21 protein-coding genes and 1 other RNA gene are annotated in these 21,985 nt (G+C 45.0%); 7 read left to right on the top strand and 15 right to left on the bottom strand.

Translation table 11 applies throughout. The annotated features are described in order from the left end of the window. Positions 1-11 precede the first annotated feature (11 nt). The 5 genes from N5E84_RS01185 to rsmI all read right to left on the bottom strand — a co-directional run bounded on the left by N5E84_RS01185 (position 12) and on the right by rsmI (position 4,600). Positions 12-1,742: a penicillin-binding transpeptidase domain-containing protein gene (locus N5E84_RS01185; protein WP_069211948.1), complete on the bottom strand. Its 1,731-nt coding sequence runs from the start codon at positions 1,740-1,742 to the stop codon at positions 12-14. Continuing rightward, entirely contained in the window at positions 1,739-2,056 is a 318-nt protein-coding gene (ftsL, locus tag N5E84_RS01180) for a cell division protein FtsL (RefSeq protein WP_010318013.1), read from the bottom strand. The genes N5E84_RS01185 and ftsL overlap by 4 nt, the downstream gene beginning before the upstream one ends. Positions 2,057-2,059: 3 nt before the next feature. Continuing rightward, on the bottom strand, positions 2,060-3,010 hold the full coding sequence (gene rsmH, locus N5E84_RS01175) for a 16S rRNA (cytosine(1402)-N(4))-methyltransferase RsmH (RefSeq protein ID WP_010318016.1): 951 nt from the start codon (positions 3,008-3,010) through the stop codon (positions 2,060-2,062). 200 nt (positions 3,011-3,210) lie between these two features. Further along, positions 3,211-3,614: RNase P RNA component class A (gene rnpB / locus N5E84_RS01170), an RNA gene on the bottom strand. 119 nt (positions 3,615-3,733) lie between these two features. Next, positions 3,734-4,600: a 16S rRNA (cytidine(1402)-2'-O)-methyltransferase gene (gene rsmI / locus N5E84_RS01165; protein ID WP_013856074.1), complete on the bottom strand. Its 867-nt coding sequence runs from the start codon at positions 4,598-4,600 to the stop codon at positions 3,734-3,736. Positions 4,601-4,669: 69 nt separating this feature from the next. Here rsmI and N5E84_RS01160 point away from each other — a divergent pair, with 69 nt between their 5' ends. The 4 genes from N5E84_RS01160 to N5E84_RS01145 are packed head-to-tail and all read left to right on the top strand — an operon-like array spanning position 4,670 to position 7,997. Further along, positions 4,670-6,475, top strand: a complete 1,806-nt coding sequence (locus tag N5E84_RS01160) for a penicillin-binding protein activator (RefSeq protein WP_029388462.1) — start codon at positions 4,670-4,672, stop codon at positions 6,473-6,475. Continuing rightward, the gene (locus N5E84_RS01155) at positions 6,462-6,830 is read left to right on the top strand and encodes a YraN family protein (protein WP_019283355.1); all 369 of its coding nucleotides are present in this window, start codon (positions 6,462-6,464) and stop codon (positions 6,828-6,830) included. Before N5E84_RS01160 ends, N5E84_RS01155 begins: the two co-directional genes overlap by 14 nt. 3 nt (positions 6,831-6,833) lie before the next feature. After that, a complete protein-coding gene (locus tag N5E84_RS01150) occupies positions 6,834-7,424 on the top strand; it encodes a phosphoheptose isomerase (protein ID WP_010318025.1) in 591 nt (196 codons plus the stop codon). Positions 7,425-7,427: 3 nt separating this feature from the next. Then, positions 7,428-7,997, top strand: a complete 570-nt coding sequence (locus tag N5E84_RS01145; RefSeq protein ID WP_017042658.1) for a BON domain-containing protein — start codon at positions 7,428-7,430, stop codon at positions 7,995-7,997. Positions 7,998-8,084: 87 nt separating this feature from the next. Here the strand turns inward: N5E84_RS01145 and sspB are convergent, their stop codons facing one another. The 8 genes from sspB to zapE all read right to left on the bottom strand — a co-directional run bounded on the left by sspB (position 8,085) and on the right by zapE (position 14,409). After that, positions 8,085-8,564: a ClpXP protease specificity-enhancing factor gene (gene sspB, locus N5E84_RS01140; protein WP_026027949.1), complete on the bottom strand. Its 480-nt coding sequence runs from the start codon at positions 8,562-8,564 to the stop codon at positions 8,085-8,087. 9 nt (positions 8,565-8,573) lie between these two features. After that, entirely contained in the window at positions 8,574-9,209 is a 636-nt protein-coding gene (sspA, locus tag N5E84_RS01135; RefSeq protein ID WP_026027272.1) for a stringent starvation protein SspA, read from the bottom strand. A 97-nt stretch (positions 9,210-9,306) separates the two neighbouring features. Then, positions 9,307-10,044, bottom strand: a complete 738-nt coding sequence (locus N5E84_RS01130) for a cytochrome c1 (protein ID WP_017046506.1) — start codon at positions 10,042-10,044, stop codon at positions 9,307-9,309. Further along, on the bottom strand, positions 10,041-11,306 hold the full coding sequence (locus tag N5E84_RS01125; RefSeq protein ID WP_017046505.1) for a cytochrome b: 1,266 nt from the start codon (positions 11,304-11,306) through the stop codon (positions 10,041-10,043). The genes N5E84_RS01130 and N5E84_RS01125 overlap by 4 nt, the downstream gene beginning before the upstream one ends. After that, on the bottom strand, positions 11,306-11,902 hold the full coding sequence (gene petA, locus N5E84_RS01120; RefSeq protein WP_010318038.1) for a ubiquinol-cytochrome c reductase iron-sulfur subunit: 597 nt from the start codon (positions 11,900-11,902) through the stop codon (positions 11,306-11,308). The genes N5E84_RS01125 and petA overlap by 1 nt, the downstream gene beginning before the upstream one ends. A gap of 326 nt (positions 11,903-12,228) precedes the next feature. After that, positions 12,229-12,621 (bottom strand): 30S ribosomal protein S9, encoded by a 393-nt coding sequence (gene rpsI / locus N5E84_RS01115; protein WP_010318040.1) that lies wholly within the window; start codon positions 12,619-12,621, stop codon positions 12,229-12,231. Between the two features lie 15 nt (positions 12,622-12,636). Beyond that, positions 12,637-13,065 carry a 50S ribosomal protein L13 gene (gene rplM / locus N5E84_RS01110; protein WP_013856066.1) on the bottom strand — a complete coding sequence of 143 codons (429 nt, stop codon included), beginning with the start codon at positions 13,063-13,065 and terminating at the stop codon, positions 12,637-12,639. A gap of 237 nt (positions 13,066-13,302) precedes the next feature. Beyond that, positions 13,303-14,409 carry a cell division protein ZapE gene (zapE, locus tag N5E84_RS01105; RefSeq protein WP_069211950.1) on the bottom strand — a complete coding sequence of 369 codons (1,107 nt, stop codon included), beginning with the start codon at positions 14,407-14,409 and terminating at the stop codon, positions 13,303-13,305. A gap of 144 nt (positions 14,410-14,553) precedes the next feature. Here zapE and zapG point away from each other — a divergent pair, with 144 nt between their 5' ends. The 3 genes from zapG to degS all read left to right on the top strand — a co-directional run bounded on the left by zapG (position 14,554) and on the right by degS (position 17,685). Further along, positions 14,554-14,997 (top strand): Z-ring associated protein ZapG, encoded by a 444-nt coding sequence (zapG, locus tag N5E84_RS01100; RefSeq protein WP_019283353.1) that lies wholly within the window; start codon positions 14,554-14,556, stop codon positions 14,995-14,997. Between the two features lie 116 nt (positions 14,998-15,113). Continuing rightward, positions 15,114-16,478 (top strand): Do family serine endopeptidase, encoded by a 1,365-nt coding sequence (locus N5E84_RS01095; protein ID WP_029388461.1) that lies wholly within the window; start codon positions 15,114-15,116, stop codon positions 16,476-16,478. A gap of 142 nt (positions 16,479-16,620) precedes the next feature. After that, on the top strand, positions 16,621-17,685 hold the full coding sequence (gene degS, locus N5E84_RS01090; protein ID WP_026027274.1) for an outer membrane-stress sensor serine endopeptidase DegS: 1,065 nt from the start codon (positions 16,621-16,623) through the stop codon (positions 17,683-17,685). 77 nt (positions 17,686-17,762) lie between these two features. Here the strand turns inward: degS and parC are convergent, their stop codons facing one another. After that, positions 17,763-20,039 (bottom strand): DNA topoisomerase IV subunit A, encoded by a 2,277-nt coding sequence (gene parC, locus N5E84_RS01085; protein ID WP_019283351.1) that lies wholly within the window; start codon positions 20,037-20,039, stop codon positions 17,763-17,765. Further along, the gene (gene parE, locus N5E84_RS01080) at positions 20,040-21,923 is read right to left on the bottom strand and encodes a DNA topoisomerase IV subunit B (protein WP_017042666.1); all 1,884 of its coding nucleotides are present in this window, start codon (positions 21,921-21,923) and stop codon (positions 20,040-20,042) included. Positions 21,924-21,985: the final 62 nt, after the last annotated feature.

Raw genomic sequence — 21,985 nt, 5'->3', positions numbered from 1 at the left:
TTCTCTCTTAATTATTTTTGGAATCGATTTTCATCAGGAGCGACATTGAGGATCTGCAACGCTCCTTTCATTATTTCGGCAAAGACAGGGCCGGCAACGGAACCGCCATAATATAAGTCACCTTGAGGTTCATTCACCATCACCACTAACGAGACTCGAGGGTCGCTCACTGGAGCAACTCCTGCCGTGTAAGCAAAATATTCATCACCATAACCGCCGGCAATCGCTTTGCGCGAAGTGCCTGACTTGGCCGCAATGCGATAGCCCGGAACCGCGGCTTGAGTTGCTGTGCCACCGGGTTGGGTAACGGTTTCTAACATTTCCAACACTTTCTTAGCATTAGTTTTATCAACCACTTGGCGTGATAAATCTTGCTGGTTGCTGTCAATAATATGGATTGGTTGGTACTGACCTAAATTGCCTAAAGTGGCATAAGCATGAGCCAACTGAATGGGGGTAATTGACAAACCATAGCCAAATGCCAAGGTGGCAATTTCAAACGGTGACCAACGGCGGCGATTCGGGAAAATACCCAAAGTCTCACCGACGAGGTTTAAACCGGACATTTCACCAAGCCCTACAGAGGTATACATACCTAATAGAGCTTCGAGAGGCATTTCAAGCGCCAGCTTAGCCACTCCGATGTTACTCGATTTTTTCAGAATTAAGGTTAAATCGGCTTTGCCGACTTTTGAGGTATCACGCACTCGACTACCACCGATTTGCATGATGCCATTCCCTGTATCAATCACCGTTTTGTCATTCGCAACGCCATTTTCAAGCGCGGCCAATACCACAAAAGGTTTGACAGTTGAGCCAGGCTCAAAGGCGTCCGTGATCACGCGGTTACGCATTTTAAAACTTTGCCAATCGGAACGGTTATTGGGGTTGTATGAAGGGGCGTTAACCATCGCTAATACTGCACCCGTTTTCACGTCGAGCAAAATGGCCGATGCCGAAGTGGCACGATAGTCCGCCACAGCTTGCTTGACCGCACGAAAGGCGATCGCTTGCAAACGTTGGTCAATGGTCAACGCCAGTGGCTTGCCCTCTTCACGCTCTTCAAGCGAGATATTTTCCACCACTCGGCCATACCGATCTTTGCGGATCACCTGTTTGCCAGCTTCCCCCGTCAGCCATTTATCATAGCTGCGCTCAACCCCTTCTAAACCGTGGCCATCGATGCCCGTCACACCAATTAAGTGTGCACTCGCCTCACCGGCTGGATAGTAACGGCGAGATTCGGCCTTGAGCCCCACACCCGCTAATTTAAGTTCGCGAATATAATTGGCCATTGCAGGGCTCACTTGACGCTGCAAATAGATAAAACGGCGGGTTTGGTTCTCTTCAATTTTTTTCAGCAGCTCACTGCGCTTAATGCCTAACACATCAGCCAGTGCGTACCAGCGTTCACGTTCAACTAAGCCGCCGGCTTTAAAAATAGCCACAGGATCAGCCCATACTGCATCGACAGGAACACTGACTGCGAGAGGTTCACCACTACGATCTGAAATGATTCCGCGTGCCGATGGCAAGGTTTTGGCTCGGACAGAGCGCATATCCCCTTCGCGGATCAAATTATCCGGTTCGATAATTTGGATGAAGGCAACGCGCCCAACCAATAAAGCGAAAGCAACGAATACAAAAAAGAGGATGAGATAGAATCGCCAACGGATCAAAATAGGAGATGTCGCTTTTTCTTGACGAGGTGCCGCTTGGGCTTTGTCTTTGTTTTTTTTCATTTGAGCGTAATCACCACTTCTTTATCAGAATCAGGTCGCTTCATTTCCAGCTCTTGTTTGGCAAGATTCTGCACGCGGCTATGTTCTGCGAGGGCCGTTTCCTCAAGAATGAGGTTACGCCATTCATTATCGAGCCGCTCGCGCTCAACTAAGGTTTGATCTTTTTCTGAAATCGCCTGCCTAGAATGGTGGGTAATAAACACCACTCCCATCGCACTGGCAAAAATTAACATTAACAAAATAAGCGGCACTCGACCCACCGTAAACAGGTCAAGTGCAATCAGTTTGGTTAAGTTAGGCGGCGATTTAGACATGGACTACAGTTTTTCAGCAACTCGTAATACTGAGCTGCGTGAACGGGGATTGAGTTCCACTTCTTCTTTAGTTGGCATAATCGCTTTCCCAACTGGTTTTAAGTTGGCTGAGCCCAATGCCTGAATTTGTATTTCTGTTAACGGTAAACCATGTGGAACCTCTGGGCCTTTACTCTCTTTACGAATAAAGCGTTTGACCATGCGATCTTCAAGCGAATGGAAACTGATCACCGATAAGCGCCCTTGTGGGGCTAAAATCTTGGCTGCACCTTTTAATGCAGTGTCGATCTCTTCTAATTCACTATTGATATAGATACGAAATGCTTGAAATGAGCGCGTAGCCGGGTGTTTTTTCTCTTTAAAGCTTTTCGGCGCAGCTTCTGAAATCAGTTTAGCCAATTGACTGGTGCGCGTCAGAGGCTCTTTTTCATCGTCTTCACGGTAAGCGACAATCGCTTTGGCAATACGGCGCGCGTGCTTGTCTTCACCAAATTCACGAATCACCCAAGTAATGTCGTCCAAATCGGCTTGCGCAAGCCACTGCGAGACAGGGATCCCTGACGTCGGGTCCATACGCATATCAAGCGGGCCATCTTTCATGAAACTAAACCCGCGCTCGGCATCGTCCAACTGCGGCGAGGAAACGCCTAAATCAAGTAGCACTCCATCTACTTTCCCAACCAGATCGTAGCGCTCAGCGTATTGTGCCATGCCAGAGAATGGGCCATGAATGATAGTAAAACGCGGGTCGTTAATTTTTCCAGCTTCAGCAATCGCTTGTGGATCGCGGTCTATGCTGTAAAGCCGACCATTGTCACCCAACTTAGAGAGAATTGTACGACTATGACCACCACGGCCAAACGTGCCGTCGATATAAATACCGTCTGGTTTGATAGCAAGGCCATCAATGGATTCATTCAGTAGTACAGAAATGTGTTGAAAAGGTTCAGTCATCGTTTTCTCATCGGGCTAAAGCTGAAATATAGCAATCGGCTACGGCGCAAGTATTCAGTTTACTGATTTAACGCCGCATCGCTACCACTTGACGTTGGCATCACGTGATATTGCGCTAAGTTTAGTGCTTACGAAATAATTTTCGTCAATAAAAAGCAAAAAACCCATCATAACCGCAAGAGTTATGATGGGTCTGCAATAGGTGGAGTTGACGTATAAGCCGGGTTCTGTTCCGCTTGCGCGGCAGTAGCCATTCGTCTAGGCCAGCAATCACTCACTGGCTCAAGCAACCTACCCGCTTCCTTACGCGAGCAACGCAATGTGGAAGCCTATTTGGTCTTGCTCCGGGTGGAGTTTACCTTGCTACGAACTGTTGCCAGACGCACGGTGCGCTCTTACCGCACCCTTTCACCCTTACCTGTGCCCATTCCGAAGAAATTGGGCCATCGGCGGTCTTCTCTCTGCTGCACTTGTCGTAGGCTTTCGCCCCCCAGGCGTTACCTGGCACCCTGCTCTATGGAGCCCGGACTTTCCTCCCCTCCATCAGTCTCCCCAGCACAAGGCTAAAGGACATCAATGAAGCAGCGACTACCCAGTCAACTCCGAGGGCGGATTGTATAGAGAAAGATAGGCACTGTCTAGGCTCAAACAACTTCTGTGTTTAATTCACGCTTAAGCGTTTAATTATCCATCGATTTAAAACATCAAGATGCCGCTGGCTAATTAAGCCGATAGGTTTTCAAGCCCCCACTTATAAAGGGCATTTTTCTTAAGGTTATAAATTTCAGCCGCCAATGCGGCCGCTTTTTTCAGAGGCAGCTCTTTTGTCAAAATCGCTAAACTGCGCAATGCTTCGTCCGGCAAGCTATCGTCCACGCTTTCTCTGTAACCATGGATCAGTAACACCATTTCACCACGCTTGCGGTTCTCATCTTCATTAATCCAATTAATCAGTTCGCCTAACGGCAAACCTTGAATCGTCTCGAAGGTTTTGGTGAGCTCGCGGGCTAGCACCACGTTACGATCTGGCCCTAAGATAGCTAACATATCTTGCAGTGATTCGCTAATTCGGTGTGGTGACTCATAAAAAATACAGGTGCGTTCAGCCTTAGCGATCTCTAGGAATTTATCTTTACGCCCTTTGCTTTTCGGCGGCAAAAAACCTTCAAAACTGAAACGATCAGAAGGCAAGCCTGATGCACTGAGCGCAGTAATCACAGCACAGGCGCCCGGAAGTGGCACAACTCTCACACCAGCTTGACGACACTGATTGACAAGATGGTACCCTGGATCACTGATCAGTGGCGTTCCTGCATCAGAAACCAACGCAATAGATTGCCCTGATAATAATTTATCGACTAACACTTGTGCTTTTTGCTGTTCGTTGTGATCATGCAAGGCAAAGGTTTTAGTCTGGATATTGAAGTGAGCGAGAAGTCTGCCAGTATGGCGTGTATCTTCCGCAGCGATAACATCAACACTTGAGAGTACTTCAATGGCTCGCTGGGTAATATCACCCAAATTGCCAATTGGCGTAGGAACAATGTAGAGAGTTGGGATCTCTGCTGGCAAGGTTTTGCTATCTGTCATTTGTTTACCATCACTTCAACGATTAATATAGAGACAATTTTACACGGAATAACGAAAGAACTCATGGCTATGAAGAACCATCCGAGACTCAGTGTACCACGCTTATTCACGCCCGTTGCATTAGCAATGGCTTTGGCGGCGTGTTCGTCTTCACCGTCGACGCCCACCTCAGTCGATATTACGCAAGATCCCACCAAGTCAGCGCAAACTTACTTGATGCAAGCAGATAGTAGCCAAGGTTCGCTGCAAAATGATTGGTTGATCATGGCTCTTAAAGCCGCCATTAACGAAAACAACAGCGAACAAGCGCAACTGTTGATTATGCGCTTAGCCAAACAGTCGCTCTCTGAAGCGCAACAAGCTGAATGGCAAATGGCTAAGGCGCAGTTGTTGAGTAATGCGGAACAGTTTTCACAAGCGCTCTCTCAGCTTAATTTTCAGGCTTGGTGGAAGCTAAGCCCTGAAACATGGGCTCAATACCATCAAATGCGCGCCGATATTTTTACCGCGCTCAGCCGCCCTTTTGATTCAAGTAGGGAGCTTATTGCATTAAGCACTTACGTTGATGATGCCGAGCAAGAGGCGATTGCCGATCAAATTTGGCTCAATTTCAATCACTATAGCGAACGTGAAATTACCCAATTAAATCCAGAGCCTAACGAAAACGTGCTCGATGGCTGGCTACAACTGGCTGTATATATGAAAACGCTCAATAGCAATATTCCGCAGTTGAAGAATACGCTCGAAAAATGGCTTGCGGAAAACAGCAATCACCCAGCGGCTCGTTATACGCCTAAAGCGATACAAGATATTTTAGCGCTGGAAATCATCAAGCCCACTAACACCGCGTTGTTACTTCCTCTTTCAGGAAAGTTTGCCACGCAAGCTCAACTGATCCGTGATGGCTTTATCATGGCGATGATGAATGACCGTAACCGTGACCTCAATGCTACCTTGACTGTGATTGATACCAATGCCGAAGACGCCGCGCTCATAGACAAGCAATTGATTGAAAAAAACATTGATTTCATTGTTGGGCCACTCATCAAAGAGAACATCGAGAATCTACATAAGCTTCAACAAGCACGCTTAGCTTCTATCCCTACGCTGGCGTTGAATATTCCAGACCAAATTGAAGATCATCCTAACACTTGCTATCTTGCACTTTCGCCAGAGCAAGAGGTTGAACAAGCCGCTAAGTATCTGTTTAGCCAAGGCTATCAATACCCTTTAATACTCGCTCCTCAAGGTAATTACGGCCAGCGTGTAGTAGAAGCGTTTAACGCAGAATGGCAAAAATACAGCAAGAATAAAGTATCGGTGAACCTATTTGGTGATAAGCGTCAATTGCAACGCAACATTAACTCAGTATTTGGTCTACAAGATAGCCAACAAAATATCGCGCAAATGGATGCGTTGATGGGTATTGATTTGCAAAGCCTGCCCCGCAGTCGTCGTGATATCGATTCGGTTTATATCGTGGCTAACAGCGCAGAATTGACTTTAATTAAACCCTTTATCGAGGTCGCAATTAACCCTGACACTAAGCCACCTAAACTGTTCTCAAACTCTCGTAGTAACAGTGGTAACACACAGTATGAAGACCTCTCTGGTGTAACTTATAGCGATATTCCATTACTCATTCATCCCAATTCAATGCTGGATAATGAAATGAACCAATTGTGGCCAAAGAACTCCAATAGCGAGCGACGCTTACAAGCATTAGGTATGGATGCTTATCAGTTAATGATTGAGTTGCCACAAATGAAGGTCGTCGAGGGGTATAGTATCGATGGCAAAACAGGCACATTAAGTATTGATGAGCAATGCGTGGTACAGAGAGAGATCAGTTGGGCGGTGCATGGCGCTCTTTAGTCGCCGCGCAGTTGGTCAACAGTATGAAACCGCAGCCAAACACTATTTATTAGGTTATGGTTTGGCTTTTATTGAACAAAACTTCAATACCAAAGTCGGTGAAATCGACCTCATTATGCGAGATAAAAACACCTTAGTGTTCGTAGAGGTTAAATACAGAAAAAACCAATGTCATGGGCATGCCGCAGAAATGGTTACTACCGCAAAAATGGCAAAGTTGATGAAAACCGCGAATTTATGGCTACTGAAACATGGCCTATCGCCCTATGACACCGATTTTCGTTTCGATGTGATCGCCATCCACCAAGATGTGCACCACATTGAGTGGATTAAAAACGCAATAACTCAAGGATAAACGATGCTCGACAGCATTAAAGACAGTTTTACCGAAAGCATCCAAATTCAAATTGCGGCTGCTGAAGCACTACCCCATGCGATCACGCATGCTGCACAAGCCATGGTGGCAACGCTACTTAACGGTCATAAAATTCTCTGTTGCGGTAATGGTGGCTCTTCGGCCAATGCCCAGCTTTTTTCTTCTTGCTTACTGAACCGTTTTGAAACTGAACGCCCGAGTTTACCCGCCATTGCATTAACCGCAGACAATACCACGTTAACCGCAGTTGCTAACGACTATCACTACCAAGAAATATTCTCGAAACAGGTACGTGCATTTGGTCAACCTGGTGATGTTTTGTTGGCTATTTCAACCAGTGGTAACAGCAAAAACATCATTAAAGCGATGGAAGCGGCTGTGACTCGTGATATGACGATTATCGCTCTCACAGGCAAAGACGGTGGAGAAATGGCTGGTCTTCTAGGTGAAAATGATGTGGAGATCCGCATCCCCTCGCAGCGGACGGCTCGAATCCATGAAGTTCATATGGTCACCCTACACTGCTTATGTGACTTGATTGATCAAGTCCTTTTCCCTTCTCATGAAGAATAGACAATGAATAGATTAAAACTTTCACTCATTCTACTGTTGAGCTTTGCTGTATCAGGTTGTGCAGGAGTTATCCTTGCTGGCGCGGCAACAACAGCGAGCCTAGTAACAGACCCTCGAACCACTCAAGAAATTTGGAATGATAATAACATCGAATTTGAAGTAGCAGGTATCGCCAATAAAGCCCCCTTTAACGGAAAAACTCGCATTACGGCCAGTTCTTATCAAGGGATTGTCGTGTTGATGGGACAAGCTGAAAACTCCGGATTACTCAATGAGTTTGAAAATAAAGCACGTGAGACAAAAGGGGTCAAAACCATTCATAATCAAGTCAGAATAAAAGCGCCTTTATCAATTGGCGAAATCAGTAACGACAGTTGGATTACGACTAAAGTAAAATCAGCGCTGTTGGCCAATTCTGAACTGAACACAATCAAAATCAAAGTAATCACAGAAAATAGAGAAGTATTTTTACTTGGCTATGTCTCGGCAGAACAGGCTAATCTAGCCAGTGATATTGCCCGAAACATATCAGGCGTAAAACAGGTGATTAAGGCATTTCAATACAGCGAATAACCTCGGTTATCCTTTGTTTTTTTTTAGAAAAAAAGCAGCGAATATCGCTGCTTTTTCGATCATGACTGCTTAATGTGTGAAAATGAGTTACTTAATAACTCTTAAGCTTGGTTTTCCCTTCGGCCGAGAGGTTTCTTGTGCTCGAGTCTCTAATAATTCCTCATCTTCTTGAGAAGCAACGCTTAACATCGGCTCTTGTTCAGATTCCTCTGTTATGCCCGCTTCTAGATAAGGGATATAAGCCTCTTCAGGTTCAAACATAGTACCTGCACCGTTTTCACGTGCATAGATAGCTTGCACTGCGTACAAAGGCACTATGACCGAATGAGGACGTCCACCAAAGCGAGCATTGAACGTAATCGCTTCATTGCCAAGCTCAAGGTTACCTATCGCTCTTGGGGCAAGATTAAGGATAATTTGTCCATCTTGCACAAACTCCATCGGCACTCGTACACCCGTAAGAGTGGCATCCACAACAACATGAGGAGTCAATTCATTTTCTAATAGCCAATCATAAAATGCTCTAAGCATATAAGGTCGGCGAGGAGTCATTTGAGAGATATCCATCAAACTGCCTTAACGAACTAAACGCATCTCACGTTCAGCTTCTGTTAAAGAAGCCAAGAATGAATCACGCTCAAAAACACGATTCATATATACTTTAAGCTCTTTAGAGCCAGGACCAATCAGATCAATACCCAAAATAGGTAAGCGCCATAGTAATGGAGCTAAATAACAGTCAATGAGGCTAAACTCTTCACTCATGAAATATTCGTATTCCGCGAACACAGGACCAAGAGTAAGCAGATCATTGCGTAATTTATTACGAGCTGCTTCTGACTCTTCCGCATTACCCTTCACTACTTTCTCAGCCAGTGAGTACCAGTTTTTCTCAATACGGTAAATCATCAAACGGCTATTACCACGAGCCACAGGATAAACAGGCATCAGCGGTGGATGAGGGAAACGCTCATCTAGGTATTCCATGATGATCTTTGAGTCATAAAGAGCAAGCTCACGATCAACTAACGTTGGTACTGTCTTATATGGGTTTAGCTCAATAAGGTCAGCTGGCAGATTGGTTTCATCAACTAATTCTACTTCAACACTGACACCTTTTTCCGCTAGAACAATACGTACCTGATGACTATACATATCAGATGCACTCGAAAATAGCGTCATCACAGAACGTTTATTGGCAGCTACAGCCATGGAGCCCTCCAGCACACTTACAGATATAAAAACAATGGAGGCCAAGCCTCCATTGAAGATTCTAAAAATTAGAAATTAACGCCGCATGGTAGCACAATTAATGCACATCACGCCAATATTCTTTCTTCAATAGAACGACCACGATAGTAAATAGCACAAGGAATGCCATTACCCACCAACCTAAAGTTTGACGTTCAAGCTTGACTGGTTCTGCTGAATATTCAAGGAAGTTAACAATGTCACGGACCGCTTGATCATACTCACTTTGGCTCAGCTCACCCGTTCCATCAGACTCGGCACCAATAACAGCCTTGACTTCCTCGCCATTGACAAGATGAGTACCATAAACTGGTTGTGGGATCCCTTGTAGCTCTTCAAGCACATGAGGCATACCGACACTTGGGAATACGATGTTGTTTACGCCAAAGGGCCGGCTAGGATCGGCATAAAATGAACGAAGGTAAGTATACAACCAATCTGTTCCTCGAACACGAGCCACAAGCGTTAAATCTGGTGGTGGTGCACCAAACCATTTCGCTGCCGACTTATCTGGAATCGCATTCTCCATCAGTTGACCAATTTTGGCATTCGGATCAAAAATCAAATTCTCTTTCATCAAATCCGAGGGAATATTCAAATCATTCGCTACACGCTCATAACGCTGGTACTGAGTTGAGTGGCAACCAAAACAGTAGTTCATGAATAGCTTTGCACCATGCTGCAGTGATGCTTGATCTGTTAAATCATTATTTGCTTTATCTAAATGTACATTTGCGCCAGCTGCCAAAGCAAGAGATGGCAGCATTGCAAACAAAATTACAATCCACTTTTTCATTTAAATGTCACCCTCTCTGGTAATGGTTTCGTTGCTTCATTTTTGCTGTAGAAGAACAACAAAACAAAGAACATGAAGTAACCAACGCTAAATATACGTGCAAGCATTGTGTAAGTGGCTGTCGCAGGTAACGCACCTAAAACACCTAACGCAATAAAGCAGATAGTGAACTGAATAATATTGATTAAGTGGAACTTACTACGATAACGGTAAGAACGAACCTTACAACGATCCAGCCATGGCAATAAGAACAACACCACAATCGATGCACCCATCGCAGCCACACCAATTAACTTATCAGGAACAGCACGTAAAATTGCATAGAAAGGCGTGAAATACCAAACAGGTGCGATGTGTGCTGGCGTTTTTAGTGGGTTTGCCGCTTCAAAGTTAGGCGGCTCAAGGAAGTAGCCCCCCATCTCTGGGTTAAAGAACAACACATAACAGAACAGGATTAAGAAACCAGCTACACCAATAAGATCTTTCACTGTCCCGTAAGGATGGAATGGAATCGAATCAATGATGTCGTATTTCTTGGTGTAGTAGTCGTGAAATTTAAACTGCGTTTTATAATCATCGCCCATCGACCCTTTTGGTACTTTGGTTTCGATACCGTCAGGGTTATTAGAGCCGACTTCATGCAGTGCTAATATATGGAGAACAATTAGCAACAATAAAACAATAGGTAAAGCAATCACATGCAGTGCAAAGAAACGGTTCAGAGTGGCACCTGAAATAACGTAGTCACCACGTATCCATAGAGTTAAATCATCACCGATAACGGGGATTGCACCGAACAAAGAGATAATAACTTGCGCTCCCCAGTAGGACATTTGTCCCCATGGTAGCAAGTATCCCATAAAGGCTTCGGCCATCAACACTAAGAAGATCAGCATGCCAAATAGCCATAGCAGTTCACGAGGCTTCTGATAGGAACCGTAAATTAAGCCACGGAACATATGTAGATAAATCACCACAAAGAAAGCTGAAGCGCCAGTGGAGTGCATATAGCGCAGTAACCAACCATACTCAACATCACGCATTATGTATTCAACAGATGCAAAAGCCCCTTCACCTGATGGCACATAGTTCATGGTTAGCCACACACCAGTGAGCAGTTGGTTAACAAGAACCAACATGGCTAACGATCCAAACAAATACCAAAAGTTAAAGTTTTTCGGCATTGGATATTCAGATAGGTGTTTTTTGTAAGCGTTCATTGCAGGTAAACGCTTTTCTACCCAATCAAGTAAAACTTGCATTATGCAGCCTCCCCTGTCTCATCTAATCCTATGACAATACGAGTATCGCTAAGATACATATATTGAGGGATAACCAAGTTTAGTGGTGCCGGAACACCTTGAAAAACTCGACCCGCCATATCAAATTTCGAACCATGGCAAGGACAGAAAAAACCAGATTTAACCCCTTGAACTTGTTCACTAAAAGAATCAGGCAAATAAGTAGGTGAACAGCCAAGGTGAGTACAAATACCCACAGCAACGAAATATTCAGGTTTAATCGATCGATAAGCATTTTGCGCATAATTAGGCTGCTGCTGCTCATCCGATTGAGGATCTCGAAGTTGGTTTTCGATATCTTTTAGCCCATCGACCACTGATTGAGAACGACGAACAACCCAAACAGGTTTTCCTCGCCACTCAACACGAACCATTTGCCCCTCTTCAAGTTTACCGATTTCAACTTCAACGGGGGCTCCAGCCGCTTTGGCTTTGGCACTTGGGTTCCAAGATTTAATAAAAGGAACGGCGACAGCAGCGGCTCCTAACCCTCCGACAACGGCTGTTGTCGCGGTTAAGAAACGTCTGCGACCGTTATTTAAAGGCGCATTGCTCATCCAAACATTCTCCCATTTGCTCCCTGTGGATTATTATTATTCCGCTTATCAAGAGCATGGCTAACAAAATACGAATCTAGTTGTATTTATTTGATGGCAAATCATAAATAAAACCCTACTTTTTGACAAGATAAAGCTACCTTTTCGTAACATTCGTGAAGTAAATCGCACGTGAGGTCACAAAAGGAAGATTAAAGAGCAACAACCAAATGATGTGATTAAAAAAATGAGTGTTTGCTAACACCAAAAAACAAAAAGCCCGGTATAAATACCGGGCTTTTGAACCACAATCCAGTAACACTGGAAGCGAATCTTTTGAAAAAAGATTAACGCTTAGAGAATTGTGGTTTACGACGTGCTTTACGCAGACCAACTTTCTTACGTTCAACGCAACGAGCGTCGCGAGTAACGTATCCAGCTGCACGTAGAACAGGACGTAGTGATTCGTCGTATTCCATTAGAGCGCGAGTGATGCCGTGACGGATAGCACCAGCTTGACCAGAAATACCACCACCTTTAACAGTGATGTATAGATCTAGTTTCTCAGTTAGTTCAACTAGCTCAAGAGGTTGTTTAACAACCATGCGAGAAGTTGGACGACCAAAGTAAACATCAAGGCTACGCTTGTTGATTACAATGTTGCCGCTGCCTGGTTTAATAAAAACGCGTGCAGCTGAGCTTTTGCGACGGCCAGTGCCGTAGTATTGATTCTCTGCCATTTTCGAAATCCCCAATTAGATGTCTAGTACTTTTGGTTGTTGAGCAGCATGGTTGTGCTCAGCGCCAGCGTAAACTTTCAGCTTACGGTACATAGCACGGCCTAGAGGACCACGTGGTAGCATACCTTTAACCGCTAGCTCAATAACCATCTCTGGCTTACGAATAATCAGCTTGTCGAAAGTGATTGATTTTAAGCCGCCTGGAAATTCAGTGTGACGGTAGTAAGTTTTAGCTGCTGCTTTGTTACCAGTTACAGTAACTTTCTCAGCGTTTACAACGATGATGTAATCACCAGTGTCCACGTGAGGAGTGTATTCAGCTTTATGTTTGCCACGTAGGCGAGATGCAATTTCACTTGCTAGACGACCTAGAGTTTTACCCTCAGCGTCTACGATATACCAGTCGCGTTTTACAGTTTCTGGTTTAGCAACGAAAGTTTTCATGCTAATAATAACCCGTTAAATAAAATTTACACTAAAAGGAGCATTAAAATGCCCCCACTGTCTAAGAGTCCAAAGTTGCCCCTTCGAGCGTTTGGTTTCTCTCGGCCTCTCGTTTCACAGAAACAGGCCTGCAGTAACGGTGGGTCGCAGGATTATAGGGAAGTCAGTAGAAAAAATCACCTCTTTTTGAACAAAATTACGAATTTTTTATTTTGCTTTAAAAGCGTTCGGATTGGGCTAGGCCAGATGTTCCCTTGATAAATACTCATGACTTTGCATTTCAATTAACCGCGACTGACAACGTTTGAATTCAAACTCAAGTTGCCCATGCAGATACAGATCGTCCAACGCCACTTCGGCTGAGATAATTACTTTTACATGTCGTTCATAAAATTCATCAATCAACGCAATAAAACGCCGCGCTGCATCATCGATGGCGCGATCCATTTGCTTCACATCAGCCAACAGTACTGTATGGTAAATTTTGGACAACTCAATGTAATCATTTTGGCTTCTTGCCGTTTGGCATAACTGCTCGAAGGTTGCATACAAAATACCATCACCAGCTTTTACAACAGAGAGAGTGCGGTGATTGATTTCGATCTCACTGAGCGCCTCTTTTTTCTCGTCACCAACCAATTGCCGATAGTAATGTTGTAAATTGTGGCTTGCTGCTTCATCCAATGGATAGTGGTAAATTTCCGCTTGCTCTAATGTTCTTAAGCGATAATCAATGCCACTATCGACGTTCAACACATGACAGTGTGATTCAATCAAAACAATTGCAGGGAGAAAGCGTGCTCGCTGCAAGCCATTGCGGTATAAGTCGTGCGGTGGAATGTTCGATGTCGCCACTAAGATAATACCGCGCTTAAACAGTGCTTGAAACAAGGTACCCAAAATCATCGCATCGGTAATATCTGATACAAAAAATTCATCAAAACAGATAATTTCCGTTTCAGACTTTAAAATATCGGCAACCTTTTCTAAGGGCTCTTCAACTCCAGCCAGCGCCTTCAACTCATCATGAACTCGGTACATAAAACGGTGGAAATGCACTCGCATTTTGCGAGTGGTTGGCAGAGCTTCAAAAAACGTATCCATTAGATAGGTTTTTCCTCGCCCGACACCGCCCCAAAAATAGAGCCCTTTAGGTAAGTTAGGCTGTTTAGGTTGGCGGCCAAGCCATTTGGTCCAAACCGCGGAGGGCTTAACTGGTTGGTTAAGATAATCCTGAAACTGATGGTAGAGTAAATCCAGCGCATCGACGGCGCTTTCTTGGGCTGAGTCTCGCTGAAAACCGAGTTTTTTTACATCGTGTTCATATCGCTGTTTTGGTGTCATGACCGCCTACTGCACTAAAGAAAATGGAAACTGCTATTTCGTGTATTTCGCTTTATTGGCTAGAGCAGTCATAGTAACATGTCCAAGCGACGTGTGTAACCAACAGGTAAAAAACATGTTAAATAACAACAATAAGGAGCTGTTATGCCTTGGATATATGCCATTGTAGGCTTGCTAGTAGGGGCCGTGTTGGGAATGGTCATTTCACGATTGACTACGCCTCAATATAAAAACCAAAAGTCTCTACAAAAAGAATTAGATAACGCGAAATTTAGTTTGGAACAACAACGCCAAGAATTGTCGGATCATTTTGCTCAAGCGGCAGAAATACTCGATACCCTAGGTAAAGATTACACCAAACTGTACCAACACATGGCCAAAACATCGTCCGAAATTCTGCCGAATATGCCAGAGCAAAATAACCCATTTATCAAAAAAATCGCTCTGCATAATGATACAGATAAAAGCAACGATGACATTTTGGAACAGCCACCGAAAGATTATGCTAATGGCGCAACAGGGCTTTTTAATACCCCTAAAAAAGAGATCATTCATTCTGCAGACGTGGTTAAGGTGAAAGCCGTTTAATCTGAATTCATGAACTTTATAAAGGTTTTTGAGTCATAAACCTCACGAGAGTGTTGAAGTTTTGTCTTTCGTACAAATATTAAACTTCGAACACAGTTATTCCAAAGGAGCTTATGATGAAAAAACCTTTACTTCTTTTAACCGCTCTATCGTTAAGTTTAAGTTCAATCATCACCCCACTACCCGCAATGGCAGCGCTACCCTTTTCTGTCAGTGGTGAGCAACTGCCGAGCTTAGCACCGATGCTAGAGCAAGTGACACCAGCGGTTGTGAGTATCTCAGTTGAGGGAACTCAAGTCTCCCATCAACGTTTACCCGAGCAGTTTCGATTTTTCTTTGGTCCTGATTTTCCAATCGACCAATCGCAAGAGCGGCCATTCAGAGCATTAGGCTCTGGTGTCATTACTGACGCAGACAAAGGTTATGTTGTGACTAATTATCACGTCATCGATGGCGCTGATAAGATTCGCGTCAAACTATACGACGGCCGAGAATACGATGCGGAGCTCGTCGGTGGCGATAAAATGTCCGATGTCGCGCTGATCAAACTCAAAAAAGCAAAAAATTTAACCCAAATTCGTATCGCGGATTCAGACAAACTGCGTGTAGGTGATTTCACTGTCGCGATCGGGAACCCGTTTGGTCTTGGTCAAACGGTGACTTCCGGCATTGTTTCTGCGCTAGGACGAAGTGGACTTAATCTTGAAAACTTTGAGAACTTTATTCAGACCGATGCCGCGATTAACAGTGGAAACTCTGGTGGTGCCTTAGTCAATCTCAATGGTGAATTGATTGGGATTAATACCGCGATTCTTGGGCCGAATGGTGGCAACGTTGGGATAGGTTTTGCAATACCATCAAATATGATGAAAAACTTGACCGAACAGATCTTAGAATTTGGTGAGGTAAAACGTGGCGTGCTCGGCGTTCAAGGGGGTGAAATAACCTCTGAACTGGCTGAAGCGCTAGGCTATGAGTCAAGTAAAGGGGCGTTTGTTAGCCAAGTTATCAAAGATAGCGCCGCCGATAAAGCAGGGATCAAAGCGGGTGATGTCATCACAGCTATTAATGGAAAAAACGTTTCTACCTTCAACGAATTAAGAGCCAAAGTGGTAACATTAGGTGCAGGTAAAAAAATCACAATCGATGTTATCCGCGATGGTAAAAGCAAAACCTTCGACGTAACCTTGAGTGAAAACAACACCACAACCAAAGCAGAGCAACTGCACTCGGGGTTGACTGGTGCGGCACTGACCAATACGACGGATCAAGACCCAATCGCTGGCGTTAAAGTGACTGCTATAGAGAAAGGGTCAGCGGCAGAAGCGTATCAACTACAAAAAGAGGACATCATCATTGGTGTTAACCGCCAACGAGTGAAAAACCTCGCACAATTACGCGAAATTTTGGAGAAAAAGCCGAGCATACTTGCGCTGAATATCCAACGAGGTGATAGAACCATTTACTTGGTTATTCGCTAATTAGTGAGAATCGCTTGTGGAGCGATCAGGGCAGCATTTGAATGCTGCCCTTTTCTTATTCAATCATGTAGTGCTATTCTTCCTCTCTCAAGCTCAGGTGTAAAATAAGCTGAGTATATAACGGGTTTTGTTTGGGGAAGATATGCTTAACTTTTTACTTCGTTCAGTGGGGCTTGGGCTTCTCGCTGCTGTTGTTATTTTACTAGCGGTTCCCTCGCTACGTTCAAATGTTCTCCCGCAAATCGCGGCCGAAGAGTCTCCCAATGCGCTCTCTTTGCAAATTTCGTTTAACCAAGCCGTTCGCCGCGCCGCACCTGCTGTAGTCAATATTTACAACCAAAAATACACCGAAAGCGATCGCAGTAAACTGTCGATTCAAGGGTTAGGCTCTGGTGTGATTGTGAGCGAGAAAGGGTACATCATTACGAACTATCACGTAGTAGCCCAAGCCGACCAAATCGTAGCGGCCCTACAAGATGGCCGTCTCGCAGCCGCGCAATTAGTAGGCAAAGATCGACGCACGGATATCGCAATTTTGCGAATCGAAGGAACGAACCTTCCCGTTATTCCACAAAATCCCAATTACTCGGTGAAAGTTGGCGATGTAGTACTGGCCATTGGCAATCCATACAACCTTGGACAAACCACTACTTTTGGTATCATTTCTGCCACTGAACGTTCATCAGTCAGTACCGATGGACGTCAAGCTTTCATCCAAACTGATGCGGCCATTAATGAAGGCAATTCAGGTGGAGCTTTGGTCAACACTCAAGGAGAGCTCGTAGGTATTAACACGGCTTCGTTTCAACAAGCAACTGAAATGAAAACCGATGGTATATCATTCGCGATTCCCTACAAATTAGCCAATACCATTATGGAAAAAATCATTGCTGATGGACGTGTGATTCGCGGCTATATCGGTATTGATGGGCAAGATATTACCCCTGTAACATCTCGCTTACTTGGCAGTGAACATATTGGCGGCATAGTTGTGTTGGGCATTGACCCCAATGGCCCTGCGGAAACGGCTGGTTTTAAAGAGCGGGACATTATTCTAAAAATTGGCGGTAAAAAAATTAATGGTCGCAAGAGTGTGATGGAAATTGTCACTGACTTGCGCCCAGGTACAGTTGTCGATGTGCTCATCTTACGTAAAGGTGAAGAGATGACACTTCCCGTGACAATTGTTGAAGACCTACGCGAATAAAACTAAGCCACCAAAAACAAAACAAAGAGACATAAAAAAGCCCCCAACTCACGAAGGGGGCTTTTATTTATAGACTTTTACTCTTGCTCAAGATCTGAATCACTAAGTTCTGATTCAATCTCAATCGCAGTAACACGTTGTAACCCTCTCGGCAGTAAACTACCTCGACGTCCACGCTCACCACGGAAGTTTTCTAGATCGCTGGCTTTTAAACCAAGTTTGCGTTTGCCAGCATAGAGCGTAATAGCCGCTCCTTGAGGCAAGGAGATTAAGTGTGACACAAACTCTTCACGCTCTTTGGACTTAGCCGCAGGAATATTGATTATTTTGTTGCCTTTGCCTTTGGTTAGCTGTGGTAAATCTTTGATTGGGAATAGCAACATTCGGCCCTGATTCGTGATCGCTAAAATGTCATCAGACTCCAAATTACCGATGGCCTGCGGCGTCATTACCTCTGAGTTCTCAGGCAAATTAACTAAGGCTTTACCACTACGGTTTTTCGACAGCAGTTCACCACCTTTACACACAAAACCATAACCGGCATCCGAGCCCACTAACCAGAGTTGATCCTCTTCCCCCATCACTACTTGGCGGATAGACGAGCCCTCTGTGATGTTGAGACGACCCGTAATCGGCTCACCTTGGCTGCGCGCCGAAGGTAGCGAGTGGGCTTCAAGCGAATAACTTCGACCATCGCTACCCAAGAATACGACCTGCTGATTGCTCTTACCACAAGCATGAGCCAAATACTGATCGCCAGATTTATAACTCAAACTTTGGCAATCCACATCATGCCCTTTGGCATGACGTACCCAGCCTTTTTCCGAAAGCACAACGGTGATCGCTTCACTTGGCACAAGGTCACGCTCAGTCAAGGCTTTAGATTCAGCACGCTCAATCAGTGGTGAACGGCGATCATCGCCATACTTCTCAGCATCTGCTTTGATCTCTTTCTTCAACAAGGTGTTCAAGCGACGCTCAGAACCAAGCAACTGCTCTAATTTTTCGCGCTCTTTAGCAAGCTCATCTTGCTCACCACGAATCTTCATCTCTTCAAGTTTGGCTAAGTGGCGAAGTTTGGTATCTAAAATCGCATCGGCTTGAATAGCACTAATACCAAAACGGGCCATCAGTACCGCTTTCGGTTCATCTTCAGTACGAATGATTTCAATCACTTCATCAATATTCAGATAAGCGATTAGTAAACCTTCCAAGATGTGCAAACGCGCCATGACTTTATCAAGACGGTACTGCAAACGGCGGCGAACCGTGGTGCGGCGAAACTCAATCCACTCAGAAAGAATAGTCACTAAACCTTTCACTTCTGGGCGATTGTTTAAGCCAATCATGTTCAAGTTAACACGGAAGCTTTTTTCTAGATCGGTTGATGCGAACAAGTGGCTCATCAACAAGTCACAATCTACACGGTTAGAACGCGGCACAATAACAATGCGCGTAGGGTTCTCGTGATCCGATTCATCGCGTAAATCTTCAACCATTGGCAATTTCTTCGCGCGCATTTGGTTAGCGATTTGTTCGAGCAATTTAGCGCCTGAAACTTGATGAGGTAATGCGGTGATCACAACATCACCACCCTCTTTATGCCAAACCGCGCGCATTTTGATACTGCCGCGACCTGAGCGATATATTTTCTCAATTTCAATTCTGGGTGAAATAATTTCCGCTTCGGTCGGATAATCTGGCCCTTGCACATACTGCATCACATCATGCAGTTGCGCTTCCGGGTTATCGATCAGGTGAATCGTCGCATCGGCAATTTCACGCACATTGTGTGGCGGGATATCGGTCGCCATGCCCACCGCAATTCCCGTGACGCCATTGAGCAAAATATGAGGTAAACGCGCCGGCAGCATTTGTGGTTCTTGCATTGTCCCATCAAAGTTAGGCTGCCAATCAACGTTGCCTTGTCCAAGCTCACCCAGTAAAACTTCAGCGAATTTAGACAGTTTCGCTTCGGTATAACGCATCGCCGCGAAGGATTTTGGATCGTCCGGAGCACCCCAGTTACCTTGACCATCCACCAGTGGATAGCGGTAAGAAAAGGGTTGTGCCATTAATACCATCGCTTCGTAACAGGCCGAATCACCGTGCGGGTGGTATTTACCGAGCACGTCACCAACGGTACGCGCTGATTTTTTGTACTTGGCTGACGCCGAGAGTCCAAGCTCCGACATCGCATAAATAATACGTCGCTGTACCGGTTTTAAACCATCGCCAATATAAGGCAGTGCGCGATCCATGATGACGTACATCGAATAATTGAGATAGGCGTCTTCAGTGAACTTACGCAGCGGCAGTTTCTCAACACCATCAAAGGTTATTTCAGTTGACATTTATTGCACCTCTGCCATATCGCCATAACGTTGCAACCATGCGCGGCGGTCATCTGCACGCTTTTTACCTAGCAACATGTCCATCATCTCATCCGTTGCTTCAGCATCATCAATGGTCAGTTGCACCAAGCGGCGCGTGTTTGGATCCATCGTTGTTTCACGCAATTGAAGCGGATTCATTTCACCCAAACCTTTAAATCGTTGGACGTTGATTTTGGCTTTTTTCTGGCTAAGTCGCTCTAAAATGCCCTCTTTTTCAGCATCATCGAGTGCATAAAAGACCTCTTTACCGCAGTCGATCCGATACAAGGGAGGCATAGCAACAAAAATGTGGCCCGCTTTGACTAGTGCTCGGAAATGTTTGGTAAATAAGGCGCAGAGCAAGGTGGCAATATGTAAACCATCAGAGTCAGCATCTGCGAGAATACAGATTTTACCGTAACGCAATCCATCGAGATCGTCGTTATCAGGATCAATCCCAAGCGCAACAGAGATATCATGCACTTCTTGTGAAGCCAGCACTTGGTCTGCCGACACTTCCCACGTATTTAAAATTTTCCCACGCAGTGGCATAACCGCTTGAAATTCACGATCGCGCGCTTGCTTAGCACTGCCGCCTGCTGAATCCCCTTCGACAAAGAAGATTTCCGTGCGGCTCAGGTCTTGCACTGAACAGTCGGTCAATTTACCGGGGAGCGCGGGGCCTGATGCGATTTTTTTCCGTACCACTTTTTTGCTGGCTCGCATGCGGCGATGCGCATTGGCTATGCACACTTCGGCAAGTAATTCAGCGAGTTGTGGTTTTTCATTCAGCCATAAACTAAAGGAGTCTTTTATTACACCTGAAACAAAAGCCGCGGTTTGACGTGAAGAAAGGCGCTCTTTGGTTTGCCCTGCAAACTGTGGGTCTTGCATCTTAACCGACAACACATAAGAACAGCGGTCAAAGACATCTTCACCAGTTAACTTAACGCCACGCGGCAACAGGTTGCGGAATTCACAGAATTCACGCATCGCATCGAGCAACCCTTGGCGTAAGCCGTTAACGTGCGTACCACCTTGTGCGGTAGGGATTAAGTTAACATAGCTTTCAGTGATCATCTCACCACCTTCAGGTAGCCAAATCACTGCCCAGTTGGCCGCTTCAGTTTCAGCGACAAACTCACCCGTAAATGGCTCTTCGGGCAATAAGGTGTAACCCTTTACGCCTTCTGCGAGATAATCTTTTAGGCCGTCTTCGTAGTACCAACGGTGCTCAAGATTGTTAACCTTATCACTAAAGGTGATCTCGAGCCCCGGGCAAAGTACCGCTTTAGCGCGCAAATTATTGATTAGGCGAGTCACTGAAAAGTTAGGCGAATCAAAGTAGCTGGTATCGGGCCAAAAGTGGACACTCGTCCCTTTATTGCGACGACCACAGGTGCCAGTCACCGTCAATTCCTCGACTTTATTACCGTGCTCAAACGCCATTTCATATATTTGCCCATCACGGCGAACGGTCACTTCCACACGCTTGGATAGGGCATTCACTACGGAAATACCTACCCCATGTAAACCACCGGAGAACTGGTAGCTTTTGTTTGAAAACTTACCACCCGCATGCAATTTACAGAAGATAAGCTCAACGCCTGATATTTTCTCTTCAGGGTGAATATCAACAGGCATACCACGCCCATCATCGATCACTTCAAGTGATTGATCTGCGTGGAGAATAACTTGTACCTTGGAGGCATATCCGGCTAGCGCTTCATCGACACTGTTATCGATAACTTCTTGGCCTAAATGGTTAGGTCGCGCGGTGTCCGTATACATCCCAGGTCGGCGACGTACTGGTTCTAAACCATTAAGAACTTCAATGGCCCCAGCATTATATTGTTCAGTCATAATACGGAATGCTTTTATAGATAAATGATTCGTTACTTTTTCGACAGTTTATCAATGATGTG

Source organism: Vibrio sp. J502, from assembly GCF_025397955.1.
GTDB lineage: Bacteria > Pseudomonadota > Gammaproteobacteria > Enterobacterales > Vibrionaceae > Vibrio > Vibrio anguillarum.
The sequence above is the reverse complement of the archived record's forward strand: the minus strand, read 5'-3'. Positions and strand labels throughout refer to the sequence as shown.

Excerpts from the sequence above, each read along its gene's own strand:
- rsmI (WP_013856074.1), bottom strand. The coding sequence starts at position 4,600 with ATGACAGATAGCAAAACCTTGCCAGCAGAGATCCCAACTCTCTACATT.
- N5E84_RS01145 (WP_017042658.1), top strand. The coding sequence starts at position 7,428 with ATGAATAGATTAAAACTTTCACTCATTCTACTGTTGAGCTTTGCTGTA.
- rpsI (WP_010318040.1), bottom strand. The coding sequence starts at position 12,621 with ATGGCAGAGAATCAATACTACGGCACTGGCCGTCGCAAAAGCTCAGCT.
- N5E84_RS01155 (WP_019283355.1), top strand. The coding sequence starts at position 6,462 with ATGGCGCTCTTTAGTCGCCGCGCAGTTGGTCAACAGTATGAAACCGCA.
- degS (WP_026027274.1), top strand. The coding sequence starts at position 16,621 with ATGCTTAACTTTTTACTTCGTTCAGTGGGGCTTGGGCTTCTCGCTGCT.
- N5E84_RS01095 (WP_029388461.1), top strand. The coding sequence starts at position 15,114 with ATGAAAAAACCTTTACTTCTTTTAACCGCTCTATCGTTAAGTTTAAGT.
- zapG (WP_019283353.1), top strand. The coding sequence starts at position 14,554 with ATGCCTTGGATATATGCCATTGTAGGCTTGCTAGTAGGGGCCGTGTTG.
- petA (WP_010318038.1), bottom strand. The coding sequence starts at position 11,902 with ATGAGCAATGCGCCTTTAAATAACGGTCGCAGACGTTTCTTAACCGCG.
- zapE (WP_069211950.1), bottom strand. The coding sequence starts at position 14,409 with ATGACACCAAAACAGCGATATGAACACGATGTAAAAAAACTCGGTTTT.
- N5E84_RS01185 (WP_069211948.1), bottom strand. The coding sequence starts at position 1,742 with ATGAAAAAAAACAAAGACAAAGCCCAAGCGGCACCTCGTCAAGAAAAA.
- parC (WP_019283351.1), bottom strand. The coding sequence starts at position 20,039 with ATGTCAACTGAAATAACCTTTGATGGTGTTGAGAAACTGCCGCTGCGT.
- N5E84_RS01125 (WP_017046505.1), bottom strand. The coding sequence starts at position 11,306 with ATGCAAGTTTTACTTGATTGGGTAGAAAAGCGTTTACCTGCAATGAAC.
- parE (WP_017042666.1), bottom strand. The coding sequence starts at position 21,923 with ATGACTGAACAATATAATGCTGGGGCCATTGAAGTTCTTAATGGTTTA.
- N5E84_RS01160 (WP_029388462.1), top strand. The coding sequence starts at position 4,670 with ATGAAGAACCATCCGAGACTCAGTGTACCACGCTTATTCACGCCCGTT.
- sspA (WP_026027272.1), bottom strand. The coding sequence starts at position 9,209 with ATGGCTGTAGCTGCCAATAAACGTTCTGTGATGACGCTATTTTCGAGT.
- rsmH (WP_010318016.1), bottom strand. The coding sequence starts at position 3,010 with ATGACTGAACCTTTTCAACACATTTCTGTACTACTGAATGAATCCATT.
- N5E84_RS01150 (WP_010318025.1), top strand. The coding sequence starts at position 6,834 with ATGCTCGACAGCATTAAAGACAGTTTTACCGAAAGCATCCAAATTCAA.
- N5E84_RS01130 (WP_017046506.1), bottom strand. The coding sequence starts at position 10,044 with ATGAAAAAGTGGATTGTAATTTTGTTTGCAATGCTGCCATCTCTTGCT.
- ftsL (WP_010318013.1), bottom strand. The coding sequence starts at position 2,056 with ATGTCTAAATCGCCGCCTAACTTAACCAAACTGATTGCACTTGACCTG.
- sspB (WP_026027949.1), bottom strand. The coding sequence starts at position 8,564 with ATGGATATCTCTCAAATGACTCCTCGCCGACCTTATATGCTTAGAGCA.
- rplM (WP_013856066.1), bottom strand. The coding sequence starts at position 13,065 with ATGAAAACTTTCGTTGCTAAACCAGAAACTGTAAAACGCGACTGGTAT.